The organism is Pantoea sp. B65 (genome assembly GCF_047308185.1).
Classification (GTDB): Bacteria; Pseudomonadota; Gammaproteobacteria; order Enterobacterales; family Enterobacteriaceae; genus Erwinia.
In genome coordinates this window covers 215,500-233,482 of the sequence record NZ_JAHXPU010000036.1, presented here as the reverse complement: position 1 = coordinate 233,482, position 17,983 = coordinate 215,500, and the positions used below count along the sequence as shown (strand labels likewise).

16 protein-coding genes and 4 pseudogenes are annotated in these 17,983 nt (G+C 50.5%); 13 read left to right on the top strand and 7 right to left on the bottom strand.

Annotated elements, in window-relative coordinates; genetic code table 11:
- The first annotated feature begins 97 nt into the window (after window positions 1-97).
- Together silP and JWF83_RS15365 are read left to right on the top strand one after the other, a co-directional pair.
- Entirely contained in the window at window positions 98-2,554 is a 2,457-nt protein-coding gene (gene silP, locus JWF83_RS15370) for an Ag(+)-translocating P-type ATPase SilP (RefSeq protein ID WP_413651209.1), read from the top strand.
- Between the two features lie 42 nt (window positions 2,555-2,596).
- Window positions 2,597-2,794 carry a DUF2933 domain-containing protein gene (locus tag JWF83_RS15365; RefSeq protein ID WP_413651208.1) on the top strand — a complete coding sequence of 66 codons (198 nt, stop codon included), beginning with the start codon at window positions 2,597-2,599 and terminating at the stop codon, window positions 2,792-2,794.
- Between the two features lie 30 nt (window positions 2,795-2,824).
- On the opposite strand, the gene JWF83_RS15360 is transcribed toward JWF83_RS15365, so the two are convergent.
- Window positions 2,825-3,565, bottom strand: a complete 741-nt coding sequence (locus JWF83_RS15360; RefSeq protein WP_413651207.1) for a peptidoglycan DD-metalloendopeptidase family protein — start codon at window positions 3,563-3,565, stop codon at window positions 2,825-2,827.
- 284 nt (window positions 3,566-3,849) lie between these two features.
- A complete protein-coding gene (locus tag JWF83_RS15355) occupies window positions 3,850-4,296 on the bottom strand; it encodes a copper resistance protein (RefSeq protein WP_413651206.1) in 447 nt (148 codons plus the stop codon).
- A 235-nt stretch (window positions 4,297-4,531) separates the two neighbouring features.
- Here JWF83_RS15355 and JWF83_RS15350 point away from each other — a divergent pair, with 235 nt between their 5' ends.
- The 7 genes from JWF83_RS15350 to JWF83_RS15320 all read left to right on the top strand — a co-directional run bounded on the left by JWF83_RS15350 (window position 4,532) and on the right by JWF83_RS15320 (window position 11,291).
- On the top strand, window positions 4,532-6,253 hold the full coding sequence (locus tag JWF83_RS15350; RefSeq protein WP_413651205.1) for a copper resistance system multicopper oxidase: 1,722 nt from the start codon (window positions 4,532-4,534) through the stop codon (window positions 6,251-6,253).
- A gap of 5 nt (window positions 6,254-6,258) precedes the next feature.
- Window positions 6,259-7,149, top strand: coding sequence for a copper resistance protein B (locus JWF83_RS15345; RefSeq protein WP_413651203.1), 891 nt, complete (start codon window positions 6,259-6,261; stop codon window positions 7,147-7,149).
- Window positions 7,150-7,189: 40 nt separating this feature from the next.
- Window positions 7,190-7,570 carry a copper homeostasis periplasmic binding protein CopC gene (gene copC, locus JWF83_RS15340; protein ID WP_413651202.1) on the top strand — a complete coding sequence of 127 codons (381 nt, stop codon included), beginning with the start codon at window positions 7,190-7,192 and terminating at the stop codon, window positions 7,568-7,570.
- Window positions 7,571-7,574: 4 nt separating this feature from the next.
- Window positions 7,575-8,504 carry a copper homeostasis membrane protein CopD gene (gene copD / locus JWF83_RS15335; protein ID WP_413651201.1) on the top strand — a complete coding sequence of 310 codons (930 nt, stop codon included), beginning with the start codon at window positions 7,575-7,577 and terminating at the stop codon, window positions 8,502-8,504.
- Window positions 8,505-8,558: 54 nt separating this feature from the next.
- On the top strand, window positions 8,559-9,239 hold the full coding sequence (gene pcoR / locus JWF83_RS15330; protein WP_413651199.1) for a copper response regulator transcription factor PcoR: 681 nt from the start codon (window positions 8,559-8,561) through the stop codon (window positions 9,237-9,239).
- Entirely contained in the window at window positions 9,236-10,636 is a 1,401-nt protein-coding gene (locus tag JWF83_RS15325; protein WP_413651198.1) for a sensor histidine kinase, read from the top strand. Before pcoR ends, JWF83_RS15325 begins: the two co-directional genes overlap by 4 nt.
- A 220-nt stretch (window positions 10,637-10,856) precedes the next feature.
- Complete coding sequence (locus JWF83_RS15320; protein ID WP_413651197.1) at window positions 10,857-11,291, top strand: copper-binding protein; 435 nt, start codon at window positions 10,857-10,859, stop codon at window positions 11,289-11,291.
- Window positions 11,292-11,385: 94 nt separating this feature from the next.
- Here the strand turns inward: JWF83_RS15320 and JWF83_RS15315 are convergent.
- Window positions 11,386-11,645 (bottom strand): annotated as a pseudogene (locus JWF83_RS15315) (IS3 family transposase); the annotation flags it as partial.
- A gap of 51 nt (window positions 11,646-11,696) precedes the next feature.
- Window positions 11,697-11,984 (bottom strand): annotated as a pseudogene (locus JWF83_RS15310) (integrase arm-type DNA-binding domain-containing protein); the annotation flags it as partial.
- Between the two features lie 57 nt (window positions 11,985-12,041).
- Between JWF83_RS15310 and JWF83_RS15305 the strand changes: the two are divergent.
- The 3 genes from JWF83_RS15305 (at window position 12,042) to vapB (ending at window position 14,207) form a co-directional block, all read left to right on the top strand.
- Entirely contained in the window at window positions 12,042-12,599 is a 558-nt protein-coding gene (locus JWF83_RS15305) for a hypothetical protein (protein WP_413651495.1), read from the top strand.
- Between the two features lie 39 nt (window positions 12,600-12,638).
- Complete coding sequence (locus tag JWF83_RS15300; RefSeq protein ID WP_413651196.1) at window positions 12,639-13,667, top strand: alpha/beta hydrolase family protein; 1,029 nt, start codon at window positions 12,639-12,641, stop codon at window positions 13,665-13,667.
- A 294-nt stretch (window positions 13,668-13,961) separates the two neighbouring features.
- On the top strand, window positions 13,962-14,207 hold the full coding sequence (vapB, locus tag JWF83_RS15295) for a toxin-antitoxin system antitoxin VapB (RefSeq protein WP_413651195.1): 246 nt from the start codon (window positions 13,962-13,964) through the stop codon (window positions 14,205-14,207).
- On the opposite strand, the pseudogene JWF83_RS15290 reads toward vapB, so the two are convergent.
- The 3 genes and pseudogenes from JWF83_RS15290 to ychF all read right to left on the bottom strand — a co-directional run.
- Window positions 14,181-14,350, bottom strand: a pseudogene (locus JWF83_RS15290) (DUF3577 domain-containing protein); the annotation flags it as partial. The gene vapB and the pseudogene JWF83_RS15290 sit on opposite strands and share 27 nt — an antisense overlap.
- A 275-nt stretch (window positions 14,351-14,625) precedes the next feature.
- Window positions 14,626-14,850 (bottom strand): annotated as a pseudogene (locus tag JWF83_RS15285) (Arm DNA-binding domain-containing protein); the annotation flags it as partial.
- A 213-nt stretch (window positions 14,851-15,063) separates the two neighbouring features.
- Window positions 15,064-16,155: a redox-regulated ATPase YchF gene (gene ychF / locus JWF83_RS15280; protein WP_413651194.1), complete on the bottom strand. Its 1,092-nt coding sequence runs from the start codon at window positions 16,153-16,155 to the stop codon at window positions 15,064-15,066.
- A gap of 345 nt (window positions 16,156-16,500) precedes the next feature.
- Between ychF and JWF83_RS15275 the strand changes: the two genes are divergently transcribed.
- Window positions 16,501-17,982 (top strand): SulP family inorganic anion transporter, encoded by a 1,482-nt coding sequence (locus JWF83_RS15275; RefSeq protein ID WP_413651193.1) that lies wholly within the window; start codon window positions 16,501-16,503, stop codon window positions 17,980-17,982.
- Window position 17,983: the final 1 nt, after the last annotated feature.

The window sequence follows — 17,983 nt, the reverse complement described above, 5'->3', positions numbered from 1 at the left end:
TAACGGGATGGCGGCAGCAGCCAGACTGCCATCGGTGAAATTCGTGGTAATCGCATCCGTGACATACTCTGAAGATATTAACCACTTCAGGTGAGGCATGAGGAGAATTACTGTGAAAAATGATAACGCAGTGGAACACAATAACCATGCCGCTTCACAACAGAAATCATCCTCTGACGATAACCGGTTATTGCACAAGGTAAGGGATCCCGTGTGCGGCATGTCCATTCTGCCGGAAAAGGCGCACAGCAGCATCAGATACCATGACCATCAGTTTTACTTCTGCTCCGCCAACTGTGAGTGCAAATTTACAGCCCATCCCGATCATTATCTTACCGAAGATGCCAGCGAAAAATCCCATCACCATGAACACCATGAAGTCAGCCCTGATAAGATAAAACAGTCTCACCGCCAGGCGGAGAAAGCGGTTTCTGAAGGTGTGTGGACATGTCCAATGCATCCGGAGATCCGTCGTAGTGGTCCTGGTAGTTGTCCTGTTTGTGGAATGGCGCTGGAACTGCTTGTTGCCACTGCATCCACGGGCCAGAGTGATGAACTTCGCGACATGACCAGACGCTTCTGGCTGGGATTGCTGTTGACGTTACCGGTTCTGGTGCTCGAAATGGGATCTCATTTGTTTCCGCGAATGATGCATTTACTTCCGGCACAGTACAACGCCTGGCTGCAGTTGCTCCTGGCCACTCCGGTGGTGTTGTGGTGCGGCTGGCCATTCTTCTCGCGTGCCGGAGCCTCGCTACGCAACCGCTCGCTGAACATGTTTACTCTCGTTGCAATGGGCACGGGAGTGGCCTGGGTGTACAGCGTCATTGCCACGATCTTTCCCTCTCTGTTTCCTGCGTCCTTCAGGATCATGAATGGCCAGGTTGCCGTGTACTTTGAAGCCGCCTCTGTTATCACGGTGCTGGTCCTGCTGGGGCAGGTTCTTGAGTTACGGGCAAGGGAACAAACGTCAGGTGCCATTACCGCGTTGCTAAATCTCGCCCCCAAAACCGCCAGACGTCTGGATCCTGATGGCCATGAAACTGATATCAATGCAGAAGACGTCCTGCCAGGCGATAAGCTCCGTATCAGGCCCGGAGAGAGTATTCCAGTTGATGGCATCGTTGTCGAAGGCCGTACCACCGTGGATGAATCGATGGTAACCGGGGAATCAATGCCGGTTACCAAAACGGAAAGTGACCGCGTTATCGGAGGGACTATTAATCAGACCGGCAGCCTCATCATGCAGGCGCAGAAAGTCGGTGATGAAACAATGCTGTCCCGTATTGTACAGATGGTCGCTGATGCGCAACGCTCACGCGCTCCCATTCAGAGAATGGCTGACAGTGTCTCGGGATGGTTTGTTCCCCTGGTGATACTCATTGCGGCTGTCGCGTTTGTGGTCTGGGCTGTCTGGGGGCCTGAACCCAGGGTGACACACGGCCTGATAGCCGCGGTTTCGGTCCTGATTATCGCCTGTCCCTGTGCGCTGGGACTGGCCACACCCATGTCGATAATGGTGGGGGTGGGTAAAGGAGCCCAGTCAGGGGTGTTAATCAAAAATGCTGAATCCCTGGAACGCCTTGAAAAAGTGAACACCCTGGTTGTCGATAAAACCGGCACGCTCACGGAAGGTGCGCCCACTGTGACTGGCATAATCAGCCTGATTCAGGGCGGCGAAGAGGCTCTATTACGTGTGACGGCCGCCGTAGAAAAAGGATCACAGCATCCGCTGGGTATGGCAGTGGTCAACGCAGCCCGTGAAAAAGGGATCACGGTACCGGCAGTCAGTGATTTTAATGCTCCGTCGGGTAAAGGGGTCTCAGGGCATGTTGAAGGGCAGCGGGTTATTATTGGTAATGAGCTGGCCATGCAGGAAAACAGTATCGTTATTGATAACCAGAAGACGACTGCGGATGCCTTGCGCAGGGAAGGCGCTACCGTTATCTATGTGGCGACAGACGGGCAGCTTGCCGGCCTGATCGCTATTTCTGATCCCCTGAAAGCAACCACGCCCGAGGCACTTAAGGCCTTACGTCAGGCGGGTATCCGTATTGTCATGCTGACAGGGGATAACCAGCTTACCGCTGAAGCCGTGGCACATAAGCTCGGAATAGAAGAGGTCGAAGCCGGGGTTTTGCCTGATGGTAAAAAAGCAGTGATTAGCCGGCTGAAAGCATCAGGTCATGTGGTGGCGATGGCGGGTGACGGCGTGAACGATGCACCTGCACTCGCGGCAGCTGACGTGGGGATTGCAATGGGTACGGGTACAGATGTGGCGATAGAGAGCGCCGGCATCACGCTTCTTAAAGGTGACCTGATGATGCTGAACAGGGCCCGCCAACTGTCTGAGATCACCATGAAGAATATCCGGCAGAATCTGTTTTTTGCCTTCATCTACAATGCCCTCGGAGTGCCCGTGGCGGCAGGCCTGCTTTATCCGGTGTATGGCATACTGCTCTCGCCGGTGATCGCGGCAGCGGCTATGGCCCTTTCCTCCGTCAGCGTTATCGTCAATGCGTTACGTTTGAGAAGTATCAGGCTCGGCAAATAAGCGCATGAATAAATGCGCATTTGCTGACAGAAGGAGTCCGTTATGAAAAGTACCACTTATGCTCTGATTGCTGTCGCCGCGATCGCGGTATTTGCGCTTTTACGGGAGCACTGGTCACATCTGGCCGGCTACTGGCCTTATCTGCTGCTGCTGATATGCCCCCTCATGCACCTGTTTCACGGCCACGGAGGGCATGGGCAACATCAGCATCACGACGACAGGGATGATAAACAAAACTAACCCACGACGGGCCGCCCTGCGGCCTAGGTATTAGTCCAGATATCGCCCATAGTCACGGGCATGGGCGTACGCGTGCTGTTCAAGTTTATTGTTATCCGCTGGCCCTGCAGCCCTGAAAGCCAGCGAATTGACCGGGTTATTGTTGATGACCAGTTCATAATGAAGATGAGGACCGGATGATCGCCCGCTGTTACCGGACAACGCGATAGCGGTTCCCCGGGAAACCTGCGTTCCTTTTTTAACGAGGATTTTACTGAGATGAAGATAGCGCGTTTTAACACTGTCTTTGCCGGACACTTCAACAAAATAGCCCATGGTGCTGTTGTATTCAGCGTGGGTAACTTTCCCGTTGATAACACTGACAATTTTCGTATTCATGGGCATTGAGTAATCAATGCCATTATGCGGGCTGACCTTCCCCGATACCGGATTAAGCCGGGCCGGATTGAAAGGTGAGCTGAGTCTTGCGGTGACCGGCAGCGGATAATCCAGTCCGGCCCTGCTGCCGGTATCCGCCAGGTTGTAGAACCTCTTGTCTGAAATACGATAAGCGGTGTAATTAAATTTACCTGACGTGAATTTATAGGCCACGACACGGGATTGTCCCGCCTTTTTTTGAAGCAGTAGTTTTAATGATTCATTATTTTTTAAATGTCGAAGATCATACCGGGGAGGCAGGGAGCGCTGGAGGATAGCAATTTCATTTTTTCCCAGACCTGCACGGGAGGCAGCTACAAAAGCATTATCTTTTACAACATCGGTAGAATACATTTACTGAAAGTCGCCGTTAGCATTATCACTGCGGGATATGCTATGGGATTTCAGGAGATAAGTCATCTGCCAGTATTCCCGGAGCTGCGCTGATGATTGTCCTTTTTGTAACATATCATTTAATCCGTTTACTGCAGATGCTCTGGTTGCTTTATGACCACCCGGACAACGAAGAATAGCATGACGGAAAAAGATTACGGCGGGACGCTGTGAGGTTAACGCCCCGCCTTGTGTCCTTTCTGTGAGGCTAACTGTTCATACGAAAGCCGCGCGCACTCCGCCTGCTACCCCTTACTTTCATACAATTCCCGAAGGGTTCTTGCCTGTATCTGGTGAGCTTCAGCCCCTGAGTTATTGACACGCTCATGGACCAGGGCGGCTTTCTCTCCGGCATTCATTTCGCTAAAGGATGAGGTTTCTGCGTTTGTCTCACTTTCGTTCAGCTTTTTTTTATGAGCCTCAATCATTTTTTGATGGGCATACGACGTACTGTTATTCATAAAGGAATGGGCAATAATTTCTCTTTCATGTTCATTCATTTCGGAGAAAGGGGTTGCGCTGGTTTTAATTATTTTTACGCGGGGTTGTTCATGCCTGGCTGCCTCAACATGAGGAAACGCTGTGGCATTATTTACGAAGCGATGTGCATCATGGGACAGACTACTGGACTGCGCAAACGCTGATCCAAAAAATAACGTAGTTAAAGTAGTGGCTGCGATTAAAATTTTCATAATAAATACCTTCGGTGGCGCATAAAAAGATGTCCACTTGATCATATATAAAAATATCCCTCTCGTGGGGAAAATGACGCAAATGTAATACAACGACTTTCATTACAGTATTGTAATGAAATTGTTTTTTTAGTTGTGCTAGCTTCATTTCATTGTAAGAAGAAGAACCGGGAAAGTTGATTATAACCTGTTCTCGAATTCCGCTAATGACCATAAATAAATTAAGGGAACTCGCATGCAGTTAAAAACGTCACGACGAACATTTCTGAAGGGATTAACCCTGTCTGGCGTAGCCGGAAGTCTTGGCGTATGGAGCTTTAATGCACGCTCCACCCTGAGTCTGCCACCCGCAGCGTCCCTGCAGGGCACAAATTTTGACCTGACTATTGGTGTAACGGCTGTAAATATTACCGGCAGCGAACATCAGGCCAAGACTATCAATGGTGGTCTGCCGGGGCCGACCCTGCGCTGGAAAGAGGGTGAAACCATCACCCTGAAAGTCAAAAACCGCCTCAATGAGCAGACGTCCATACACTGGCACGGCATTATTCTTCCGGCCAATATGGATGGTGTGCCGGGGCTCAGTTTTATGGGTATCGAGCCTGATGATACCTACGTTTACACCTTCAGGGTCAGGCAGAACGGAACGTACTGGTATCACAGCCACTCAGGTCTCCAGGAGCAGGAGGGGATTTACGGTGCCATCATTATCGATGCCCGGGAACCGGAGCCTTTTGCTTATGACAGGGAGCATGTGGTGATGTTATCTGACTGGACGGATGAAAATCCTGACAGCTTGCTGAAAAAGTTAAAAAAACAGTCTGATTATTACAATTTCAATAAACCGACCGTGGGGTCTTTTTTTCGGGATGTGAATACCAAAGGCCTGTCAGCCACCATAGCCGATCGGAAAATGTGGGCTGAAATGAAAATGAATCCGACTGACCTCGCGGATGTCAGTGGTTATACCTACACCTATCTCATGAACGGACAGGCGCCGCTGAAAAACTGGACCGGGCTGTTCCGCCCCGGCGAAAAAGTACGTTTACGCTTTATCAACGGTTCGACGATGACCTATTTCGACATTCGCATACCTGGTCTGAAAATGACGGTGGTCGCTGCAGATGGTCAGTATGTTAATCCGCTCACCGTTGATGAATTCAGGATCGCTGTTGCCGAAACCTATGACGTCATCGTGGAGCCTCAGAGTGAGGCCTATACCATCTTCGCACAATCGATGGATCGTACCGGCTACGCCCGGGGAACGCTGGCCACGAGAGAAGGTTTAAGTGCTGCCGTCCCCGCACTCGATCCACGTCCACTGCTGACAATGGATGATATGGGTATGGGAGGAATGGGCCATGATATGTCAGGGATGGATCACAGCAGTATGGCCGGTATGGATCATTCCCAGATGGCAGGAATGCCGGGAATGCAGAGCCATCCTGCGTCAGAAACGAATAATCCGCTGGTTGATATGCAGGCGATGAACGTCTCGCCGAAATTAAACGATCCGGGTATTGGGCTTCGCAACAACGGTCGTAAGGTTCTCACATATGGAGATTTAAGAAGCCGCTTTGAGGATCCGGATGGACGAGAGCCTGGTCGCACCATCGAACTGCATCTGACGGGGCATATGGAAAAGTTTGCCTGGTCGTTTAACGGTATCAAGTTTTCAGACGCCGCTCCGGTGGTGCTCAAATACGGTGAACGGCTCAGGATCACGCTGGTCAACGACACCATGATGACTCACCCCATTCATCTCCATGGTATGTGGAGTGATCTGGAAGATGAAAACGGTAATTTTATGGTGCGTAAACATACCATTGATATTCCTCCTGGTACAAAGCGCAGTTACAGAGTGACAGCTGATGCACTTGGCCGCTGGGCTTACCACTGCCATTTGCTCTATCACATGGAAATGGGAATGTTTCGTGAAGTCCGGGTGGAGGAGTAATGCAAATGAAGATGAATGCCAGCGCGATATATATGCTTGCAGCCGGTTTGATAGCGTCACCGGTCGCGTTTGCTGCGGGAGTCACGCCCGCCGACTCGCACTCCGGGCATGATATGTCCGCTATGCAGATGTCAGCCGATACCAGTTTAACTGAAATGACTGCCATGGAGCCCGTTGTCACCGAGAGCAGAACGCCTATTCCGCCCGTTACCGAAGCCGATCGGAAGGCTGCGTTTGGCAATTTAAAGGGCCATGCTGTTCATGACAGCGCAATTAATTATCTGGTTCTTCTCGATCAGCTTGAATGGCAACGTTCAGATAACCGTAATAATTTCAGCTGGAGCGTTAACAGCTGGGTGGGTGGCGACATCGACCGGCTGTGGATCAAGAGCGAAGGTGAACGGAGTGGGGGAGAAACGGAGACGGCAGAAGCCCAGCTTCTTTGGGGACACGCGGTAGGGCCCTGGTGGGATTTGGTTGCCGGTATAAGACAGGATTTCAGACCGGTATCTGCCCAGACCTGGGCTGCTGTCGGTTTTCAGGGGTTAGCCCTCTATAACTTTGAATCCGAAATCACGGGTTTTGTTAGCAATGGCGGAAAGGCCGCCCTTCGTCTGGGAGGAGAATACGACGTTTTACTGACTAACCGACTGATACTGCAGCCCTCCTACGAGGTGAATATCTACAGCCAGAATGATGAATCGCGGGGGCAGGGCAGAGGGATATCCGACACCGAACTCGGGCTCCGGCTACGTTATGAAATCCAGCGTGAGTTTGCGCCTTATATTGGCGTCTCCTGGAATCAGCTGTACGGAACAACGTCCGACATGGCGAAAAGGGAAGGCGAAAAAGACAGTCAGATAGTATTCCTGGCGGGCGCAAGAATTTGGTTTTAATGCACTGGAACAAAAACACTCAACTTAACAGGTAAAGAATATGTTGATATTAAAAAAAGCCATTCTGACGAGTGGGCTGATTATGGGCGTCGTTTTTTCTGCTATAGCTCATCCGGAATTAAAAAGCTCGGTTCCGCAGGCTGATTCAGCCGTAACGGCTCCAGAAAAAATTCAGCTTAATTTTACGGAAGATCTAACCGTAAAATTCTCAGGCGCAAAACTGACAATGACCGGAATGAAAGGTATGTCATCGCATTCACCGATGCCAGTTGCAGCTAAAGTAGCACCGGGGTCGGATCCCAAGTCTATGATTATTATTCCGCGAGAACCCTTACCAGCCGGCACTTATCGTGTGGACTGGCGTGCGGTTTCATCAGATACACATCCTATTACCGGTAATTATACCTTTACGGTGAAGTAATATCATGAACGACCTGATTATGATTGTTATTCGTTTTCTACTGTATCTTGATTTAATGATTCTGTTTGGATTGCCCTTCTTCCAGATATATGGAAGAAGCGGCATCCGGGATGAAATGCATAACTTAATTAATTTCAGGTCGTTTATCGCTTTTGCTGTACTGACCGGCATCGTGCTGACAGGCATGAATATGCTGCTGGTATCGAATGCCATGAGTGGAGTGACAGATTTCAGAGAATTATCCATTCATATTATCGAAATGGTGATTGAAGAAACCGACGTTGGGATCAGCTGGGTTGTCAGACTCTTTGCCCTGTTTATCACACTCGGTGGGCTGTTCCTGTACACTAAAAAAAGAGTGCTTTCCTGTCTGCTGATAACCATCAGTGGCGGAGTGGCGCTGGCCACACTGGCATGGGGCGGACATGCCGTTATGCATGATGGCGTACATTACTATCTTCACTTGCTCAGTGATCTGATACACCTCGGCGCTGCAGGAGCATGGACAGGCGCACTGGCCGCATTCGCCATCTTACTAATGCGCAAAAACAACCATAATGCACTGAGTGTCAGCATTATTTCTGACTCATTAGCAAGATTTGCAACGGCAGGAACAGTGATCGTTGTGGCCCTGAGCCTGAGTGCGCTGGTCAACTATCTGTATATTGCTGAGGGTGACTTAGCCCCTCTGTTCAGCAGCTCCTGGGGGAGCATATTGCTTGCAAAAACGGCGCTTTTTGTTCTGATGCTTCTGCTGGCAGCAGCAAATCGGTTTCACCTTGGTCCCCGGCTTGAGGTCATGGTCAGGGAAAGAAATTATGTTCGCAGCGTCGTCCTGATGCGAAACAGTATCCTGACCGAGTTCGTCATTGCTGTCACCATTCTGGGTGCCGTCTCCTGGCTTGGAATGCTTGCTCCGTCTCAGGCCAGCTAGGATACTGAAGGAGTCAGCCGTAAAAATTTTTACTATCATGTCAGCGAGTGGATTATGCAGCGAATTTTAATCGTTGAAGACGAACAGAAAACAGGCCGCTACCTGCAGCAGGGGCTGATTGAGGAGGGATACCAGGCCGACCTCTTCGATAATGGACGTGACGGCCTCGGAGCTGCATCAAAGGGATATTACGATTTAATCATACTGGATGTCATGCTGCCTTATCTCGATGGGTGGCAGATCATCACTTCGCTGAGGGCCTCGGGTCATGAAGAGCCAGTATTGTTTTTAACGGCAAAGGATAACGTACGGGACAAAGTGAAAGGGCTTGAACTCGGCGCAGACGACTATCTGATCAAGCCTTTCGATTTTACCGAACTGGTTGCGCGCGTGAGAACTTTACTGCGCCGGGCCCGTGCGCAGAGCGCCACAGTCTGCACTATTGCTGACATGACCGTTGATATGGTCCGCCGGACCGTAACCCGGTCGGGTAAAAAGATCCATCTCACCGGGAAAGAGTACGTGCTGCTTGAACTGCTGCTTCAGCGTACGGGAGAAGTATTACCCCGAAGTCTGATCTCATCCCTGGTCTGGAATATGAATTTTGACAGCGATACGAATGTGATTGATGTGGCCGTGAGACGTCTGAGAAGTAAAATTGATGATGACTTTGAGCCCAAACTTATCCACACCGTTCGCGGTGCCGGTTATGTACTGGAGATCAAAGAAGAGTGAGATTCAACATTTCCCTGACCACCCGCCTGAGCCTGATTTTTTCTGCAGTCATGCTTACGGTATGGTGGCTTTCTAGTTTTATTCTGATCAGCACGCTGAACAGCTATTTTGATAATCAGGACCGTGATTTCCTGACAGGTAAACTACAGCTTACCGAAGAGTTTCTTAAAACAGAAACATACAGGAGAAAAACGGATATTAAATCTTTATCCGAAAAAATAAATGATGCAATGGTGGGGCATAATGGATTATTCATTTCTATTAAAAATATGGAAAATGAAAAAATTGTGGAACTCTATGCTAAAAATTCGCTTGCCCCTGCAACCCTGCTAAATCAGTCCGGGGATATTCTGGACTATATGATCCAGACTGAAGAAAATAATACCGTATACCGTAGTATCTCGCGACGTGTAGCCGTAGCGCCGGAAGAGGGTAAAAGTCAACACTTCATCATTACTGTAGCCACGGATACAGGGTATCACACCCTGTTTATGGATAAGCTCAGTAACTGGCTGCTCTGGTTTAATACAGGTCTGGTTTTTATTTCGATATTTCTGGGCTGGCTGACCACACGCATAGGCCTGAAACCGTTGCGGGAAATGACCCAGCTGGCTTCCTCCATGACAGTGCACAGCCTTGACCAGCGTCTCAATCCCGATCAGGCTCCGCCGGAAATCTCTGAGACCATGCGGGAGTTTAACAATATGTTCGACCGCCTGGAGGGCTCCTTCCGGAAACTGTCCGATTTTTCTTCCGATATTGCGCACGAACTGCGTACGCCGGTCAGTAATCTGATGATGCAGACGCAGTTTGCCCTGGCCAAGGTCAGAGATGTTTCGCATTACCGTGAAATTTTATTTGCGAATCTGGAAGAGCTCAAAAGATTGTCACGAATGACCAGTGACATGCTTTTTCTGGCTCGTTCTGAACATGGTTTGCTGCAGCTGGATAAACATGATGTGAATCTGGCTGAAGAGTTGAATGAATTACGTGAACTGTTTGAGCCCCTTGCAGAAGAAACAGGGAAAACAATCACCGTTGAAGGCGAGGGGGGCGTGGCAGGGGACAGTGATATGCTGCGACGCGCTTTCAGTAACCTGCTTTCCAATGCCATCAAGTACTCTCCTGATAATACCCGTACAACGATACTGATAGCTCAGGGTAGTGGCTATGTTGAAGTGGTCATTTCGAATCCGGTGTCTGGCGGCGTGCCTGCCAATCTGGAGCGCTTGTTTGATCGATTTTATCGCGCGGACTCATCACGCGTTCACAACACTGAAGGGGCCGGGCTCGGTTTATCAATAACGCGGTCGATCATACACGCTCATGGCGGAGTGCTGTCGGCTGAACAACAGGGACAGACTATTTTCTTCAGTGTTCGCTTGCTGATGAGGTAAAGCTGTTTTGTCCGGAAAACACGCAGGTGACAGAAATGTCATCACTCAGTCACGCGATAAACAGAGGCGGTTTTTTATAATCAGTCATAAATCAGGACCAGTGTGATAACACAATCACATGAGGCCCTGAGTGACAATTAATCCGCCCTGTGATCATATGCTTTTATTATTTTGTTAAAGTATTGATTATTTCGGGTATTTAAACACCGGAGATCCAATCATGAAAAAGACTCTTGTATCACTTGTGGCAATTATGGCTGTCGCTTCATCCGCCTGGGCTGCAGAAACAATGAACATGCATGACCAGGTAAATAATGCCCAGGCTCCAGCCCATCAGATGCAGTCCTCTACTGACAAAAGTGCAGTTCAGGGAGAGGGCATGAAAATGATGGATATGAGTGACCACGACCAGGCCGCAATGTCACATGAAATGATGCAGAACAGCACTTCTGCCGCACATCAGGATATGGCTGAAATGCATAAAAAAATGATGAAAGTCAAGCCCGGCACCACTACTGAAAGTGCAACGTCATTCTCAGAAATGAATGAGCATGAGAAAGCCACTGTGGTGCATGAGAAGGCAAATAACGGGCAGTCTTCAATTATCCATCAGCAGCAGGCTGAAAAACACCGCAGCCAGAGCGCCCAGAATTAACCCGTATTAACCCGCAGCATCACTTGATAGATCCTCATTTGACGCCGATTTCTCTGGCTTACGCTCCTCAAAAGGGAGCGTTTTTTTAGATTCCAGTAATATAAAAACAATCCACGCGTTTGAAGTCATCCACACAGGTCAGACACTTGATTCTGCGCCAATGGCCAGCGCATCCATGACAAAATCCATCGACCAGGTCAGATTGGGTGCTTCCGGACGCAGTAGTGGACGCCACTGAGTTGCCAGCCTCTTACGACGCCGCCTGCGTTTTACGCCAACGCCGATAAGATGATAAATCCGATTCCCCCGCTTGTGATTGATATGAAGTCCTTTCCGGTGCAGTAGCTGCCAGATGACCTTGCGGATTTTATCTAACTGCCTGGCCTGTGCCGGGTTGACTCCCTATGCAACTTGCTTACGCGCTTGCTCGCATTTCTCCCGCGCCCCGGCAAGTTTTACCGCTGGATACTCACCCAACGCGAACATGCCGGATTTACCGTTCAGTTTAAACCGATAGCGCCATGCCTTTTTGCCGTTGGGCCTCACTTCGAGGTAGAGACCATTGAATTCATTGAGTCGATAGAGTTTTTCTTTCGGTTTGGCAGTGCGGCACACATCCTTAACATGCCGACCCCCTTCAACTTCTTTTAGAACTCGCAGGATCTGAGTTTCAGTGAAACGCGCTTTCTTCATGATGAGCCTCCTTTGGTTGTATTTTAACCAGAGGACTCTAACAAGCAGTAAGACTAAATTCAGGGGGACTACACTTGGATTGCCCCCGGGCCGGTACGGCGCTTTAATCTTGGTGGCGGGTTTGGTGTTCCTTATTTTCAGGGCGACAAAGAGCTGGATGTGGCATCCGTAGGGGAAGCCATGCATGCCCTGGTCGCCAAAGCAGAGCAGCACCTGCCCGAGGCCGAGATCATTCTGGAACTGGGCCGTTTTCTCGTTGCCCCTGCAGGTATCTATGTCGCGAAAATCATTGACCGCAAGGTGTCGCATGACGTGACCTATCTGGTCGCAGATGGCGGGATGAACCATCATCTTGCTGCTTCAGGCAACTTAGGTCAGCTTATCCGTCGCAACTACCCTGCAGTCATCGGTAACAGAGTACAGGGCGAACAGCGCGAAGTGGCCAACGTGGTGGGGCCGCTGTGCACACCGCTGGATATTCTGCTGAACCAGGGGGATGTCGCTGTAGCAGGACCGGGAGATTATATTGTTATTTTCCAGTCAGGAGCTTATGGTCTGACCGCCAGTCCGAACGGTTTTCTTAGCCAGAAAAGCGCGGCAGAAGTGTTAGTCTGATTCAGGGCAAATTTGATTGAACAAAAGGTGATGATTTTAATGAGTAAGTTACTCAGCGGTGCACTTCAGTTTATTCGCCATATCGCGCTCTATGCCCTCTGTTCGGGCTTTACACTTTCTGCCTGGGCCCAGCCCGCTGATGAGGCGGGTTTCCGCAGGCTGGCAGTCAATGATCCAGTAACAAAGCAGCCTATGGAGGCTGTCTGGTTTTATCCCGGCAATGTGGGAGGCAATACACTGAGCAGCTTTGGCCCCTACCATGTGTCGGCACGCAACGCAGTGAAAATGGCACCAGGGCGCTATCCCCTGATTGTGATTTCACATGGCAACGCGGGCAGTTTGTGGAGCCATCATGATCTGGCAACCTCACTTGCCCGTCAGGGCAATATCGTGATCACCCTGAGTCACCCCGGTGATAATTACCGGGACCAGTCAGGCGCGGGTGCGGCCAGCACCCTGTACGGCCGCCCCCTGCAAATCTCCGCTGCGATCACCGCTGCACTGAGTAACCCGGGTATTCGTCAGCATATTGACGCCGACAAAATTGCTTTTATCGGTTTCTCATCCGGTGGTGAAACGGGGTTACTTCTGGCGGGTGGGAGGATTGATCCATCGCGCTACGTTAGCTACTGTGAAAGTCACCAGACAGAAGCCCTGTGTCTGGCAAAAGGGCATATTAAAAACGACAGTCCCGCTCTCGCACCTGAATCAGACCCGCGCATTAAAGCCTGGGTTCTGATGGCACCAGTCAGTGCGCCTTTCTCCCCTGATTCTCTTAAAGCCTTCACCAAACCGACGCTAATCTTCACTGGTGATAAAGATGAAGAGCTTTCCTGGCGCCAGAACGCCGGCGAGCTGGCGAAAATCCTGCCCGCCAATCCTCAGCTAAAAGTCATTCCAGGCGCCGGGCACTTTGTCTTCCTCGCCCCCTGCTCGACAGAGTTGCGGGCCGCCACGCAAGTGCTATGTGAAGACCCACCGGGGGTCGATCGAATGGCTGTGCACAGCATGATTGTGAATGATATCTCCCATTTCCTTAGCGGAGTCTGGCAGGACAATGGGGCGTAAGAATGTATTGTGACTTGTACTGCAACGATACTGACTGAAAAAGACTCAACTGACTTACCCGGAAACGGGTTAGTCAGAAACTGTTTTTGGTAAATTGATGCCAGATGTGTAAGTACCCCGGTAAACCGGAACATTTACCTTTAAAGATTTTCGCGCGCCCAGCTGCTCAATGGGTCAAGGTGTTTCCAGTCTAAAGTTATGCTGTGCAAGGTCATTGGCCTAAATCTCCCCATTGACATGAATCGTGCAGAAATTATCCTGGGATATGCAATCGGTATATCCAGAGGGGACGTTATGGAAACCACTGTTTTTCTGAGTAACCGCAGCCAGGCAGTGCGTCTGCCCAAGGCCGTTGCATTGCCAGACGACGTAAAACGTGTCGAAGTAACAGCCGTCGGGCGCACACGCATCATTACTCCCGCCGGAGAATCCTGGGACAGCTGGTTTGACGGTGAATCGGTCAGCGCGGACTTTATGTCAGACAGAGACCAGCCGCAGAGCCAGGAGCGCGAAGCCCCTCACCAGACAGTCGAAGCGTAGGTACTCAACATCATCTGAAGTGCCGCGCAGCGCCGCAATATCGCAGCACAGAAATGCCGGACCCTTTTCGGTTCCACTTCACGGATGCGGTTTATATAACCTAATCCACTGATATTCAGGTTAAACCAGTTTTGCTGAGTCATGATAGTTCCCCGGAGTATATGGCTGAAAAGCCTTCATTCCCTGTACGCGGGATGACTGTTAATGACAGCACATTCACGCATTACGTGCTCGCGAATTTCGGATGCATCACGAGTTGGTAAGCCTGATGGCGGGAGCTATCTGGAACAGCGTTCTTACAGATCTAACAAAACGAAATTGGCGCAGGCGGAACAGCACATATTCACACCGGGATTGGGATAATTAACGCTCAGGGTGATTCCACTGGAATCACCCCCGCTGATTTCGCTATGACGGGCGACGCCTTCTGGTGTGCCTGCTGACATTTTTGTCGTGCTTCAGCAAGTTTCATATCCGGGTACTCACCTAATGCAAACATAGTCGACTTACCATTCTGTTTGAAACGGTAACGCCATGCCTTCCTGCCGTTTGGCTTAACCTCCAGGTACAGCCCGTCAAAATCGTTGAGCCGGTACAGCTTATTTTTAGGTTTCGCAGCGCGACACTGTGTATCGGTAAGCATACCCACCTCCGTACATTCCTTGTACAGGCATTGTACTCACCTCTGTGAGGGAGAAAAGAAAAATATACTCATCCCCATACTCACTTTTAGGTGAACGGGCAGGAAAGTTCATGAACGGTCATGAAATAAAAAAGCCACGCAGTTGCGTGGCTTTTCAGTGGGTTATGGACATTCATGTAGATTCATGAGCGGCCATGACAGGGCAGGGACGGGTCAGACGTTAAACAGGAAGTTCAATACATCGCCATCTTTAACAATATATTCTTTGCCTTCTGAACGCATTTTACCGGCTTCTTTTGCGCCTTGTTCACCCTTATAGGTAATAAAGTCATCAAAAGCGATAGTTTGCGCACGGATAAAGCCTTTCTCGAAATCGGTGTGGATCTTACCGGCGGCCTGCGGGGCGGTGGCGCCGACCGGAATGGTCCAGGCACGCACTTCTTTTACGCCGGCGGTAAAGTAAGTCTGCAGATTCAGCAGGGCATAGCCGGCGCGAATGACGCGGTTCAGTCCCGGCTCTTCCAGACCCAGCTCAGCCATAAACTCTGCGCGATCGGCGTCGTCCAGCTCGGCGATATCAGATTCCACCGCGGCGCATACCGCGACCACCACCGAACCTTCCTGCTCTGCAATCGCCCGCACCTGGTCGAGATAGGGGTTATTTTCAAAACCCTCTTCATCCACGTTAGCGATATACATGGTGGGTTTCATCGTCAGGAAACTCAGATAACGGATCGCGGCTTTTTCATCATCATCCAGCTTCAGTGCGCGCAGCATACCGGCGTTAGACAGATGCGGCAGACATTTTTCCAGCGCCGACTGTTCAATTTTGGCGTCTTTATCGCCGCCTTTGGCTTTTTTCTGTACGCGGTGCAGCGCGCGTTCGCAGGTTTCCAGATCCGATAGCGCCAGCTCGGTATTGATCACGTCAATATCTTCCGCCGGGTCAACTTTGCCCGCAACGTGGATAATATTGTCGTTTTCAAAGCAGCGCACTACATGGCCAATCGCCTCGGTTTCACGGATATTGGTCAGAAACTGGTTGCCGAGACCTTCGCCTTTCGACGCGCCTTTTACCAGGCCGGCGATATCAACGAATTCCATGGTGGTTGGCAGAATACGTTGTGGCTTAACGATCGCGGCCAGCTGGTCGAGACGTGAATCAGGCATTGGCACCACACCGGTATTCGGCTCAATGGTGCAGAACGGGAAGTTCGCTGCTTCAATTCCCGCTTTGGTCAACGCATTGAACAGGGTGGATTTACCCACGTTAGGCAGGCCCACGATACCGCATTTGAATCCCATGTTTGAATCACCTTAATAGCTTGATAATTAAGGTATTTATAAAATACCTTAATAATGATATAGAAAAAACTTCCGGCATTATACACGTAATTATTACCTGAATGCGGCGATTTCATTCTGCAGGGTAAGTTTTGGCTTGTGATCGCGATCTGATTTTCCGATACTAAGATAACTTTTTGTTAACAGGAGACCCCTGCGGATGAACCAGTTTCTGCTTACGCCACCCTGAAACGTCCCCCCTTCCTGCGCAACGCCTGTTGACGCCGTTGTCCGATCGACAACTTTATCGTGCCCGGTATCCCCGGTTGCACAGCATGCTTATTAGCCATAAAAAGTGGAAAAACTATGTTTAACCTGAGCAACCTCAGGGCTTCTGACGTCAAAAATGACGTGCTGGCAGGCTGTGTTGTCGCCGTGGCGCTGATCCCGGAAGCCACCGCCTTTTCGTTGCTGGCCGGGCTTTCGCCGACCATTGGCCTGCATACCGCCTTTATGCTGGGCCTGGTGACGGCCTTTTTGGGTGGCAAGCCGGGGATGATCTCGGGAGCCGCAGGCTCAATTGTGGTGGTGTTAATCAGCCTGATTAACCAGCATGGCTATGAATATGTCCTGCTGGCAACCATCTTCGCTGGCGTGCTGCAGATTGCGATTGGCGTATTTCGTCTCGGCAAATTTATCCGTCTGGTACCGCAACCGGCGATATTTGGTTTTGTCAACGGGCTGGCGATTGTGATTATGCTGGCGCAACTGCCGATGATTAAAAATCAGGGACCGCTAATGTATGGATTAGTGGCGCTGGCAATGCTGATTGTCTGGCTGTTTCCGAAAGTGAGCAAAATCATTCCGGGTTCACTGGCTGCGCTGATCGCTATCAGTGCGATCGCCATCGGTTTTGGGCTTGATACCAAACGCGTCGGCGATTTGGCGGATATCTCCGGCAGCTTACCGATGTTCCATCTGCCGGACGCGCCGCTAAGCTGGGAAACACTAAAAATTGTGCTGCCGTATTCGGTGATTATCGCGCTGGTGGGGCTGATTGAGTCACTGCTGACCATGGCGGTACTGGACGAGATGGGCAGTAAGAAGGGCGCCGGCAACAAAGAGTGTGTGGCGCAGGGCGTCGGCAATACCCTCTGCGGCTTCTTTGGCAGCTTTGCCGGATGCGCCATGATTGGTCAGTCGATTATTAACTTTACCTCCGGCGGACGCGGGCGCATCTCTAATGCGGTGGGCGCCATTCTGTTAATTCTGTTTGTGGTCAGCCTGTCACAATATATTGCCCTGCTGCCGGTGGCGGCACTGGCGGGCATTATGTTTGTGGTCTGTATCAGAACCTTCGAATGGAGCTCATTACGCCGGCTGAAACGCATGCCGAAAGCCGATGCGGTGATTATGATTGCCGTCACCCTGGTGACGATTTTTACCGATCTGGCGATGGCGGTGATCTGTGGCGTGATTATCTCCGCGCTGGTCTTTGCCTGGCAACATGCCCGTATCACCATTTTGCACCAGCAGCAGCAGGATGATAGCAAAACCTATTTGCTGGAAGGACCGCTGTTTTTCGGTTCCGCCACTGGCTTTGCTGAACTGTTTTTACCGCAAAACGATCCACAAAACGTGGTGATTGATTTTGCCCGTACCCGGGTAATGGATTCCAGCGGCGTTGAGGCGATTGATAAGCTTAGTACGCGCTATCAGCAGGCGGGGAAAAGTTTGCGGTTGCGTCATTTGAGTGCGGATTGCATTAGCTTGTTGCGTAAGGCCGGACCTTATTGCCAGCATGAGCTGGACGACCCTGATTATAAAGTGGCGGCGGATGACGCCTGAT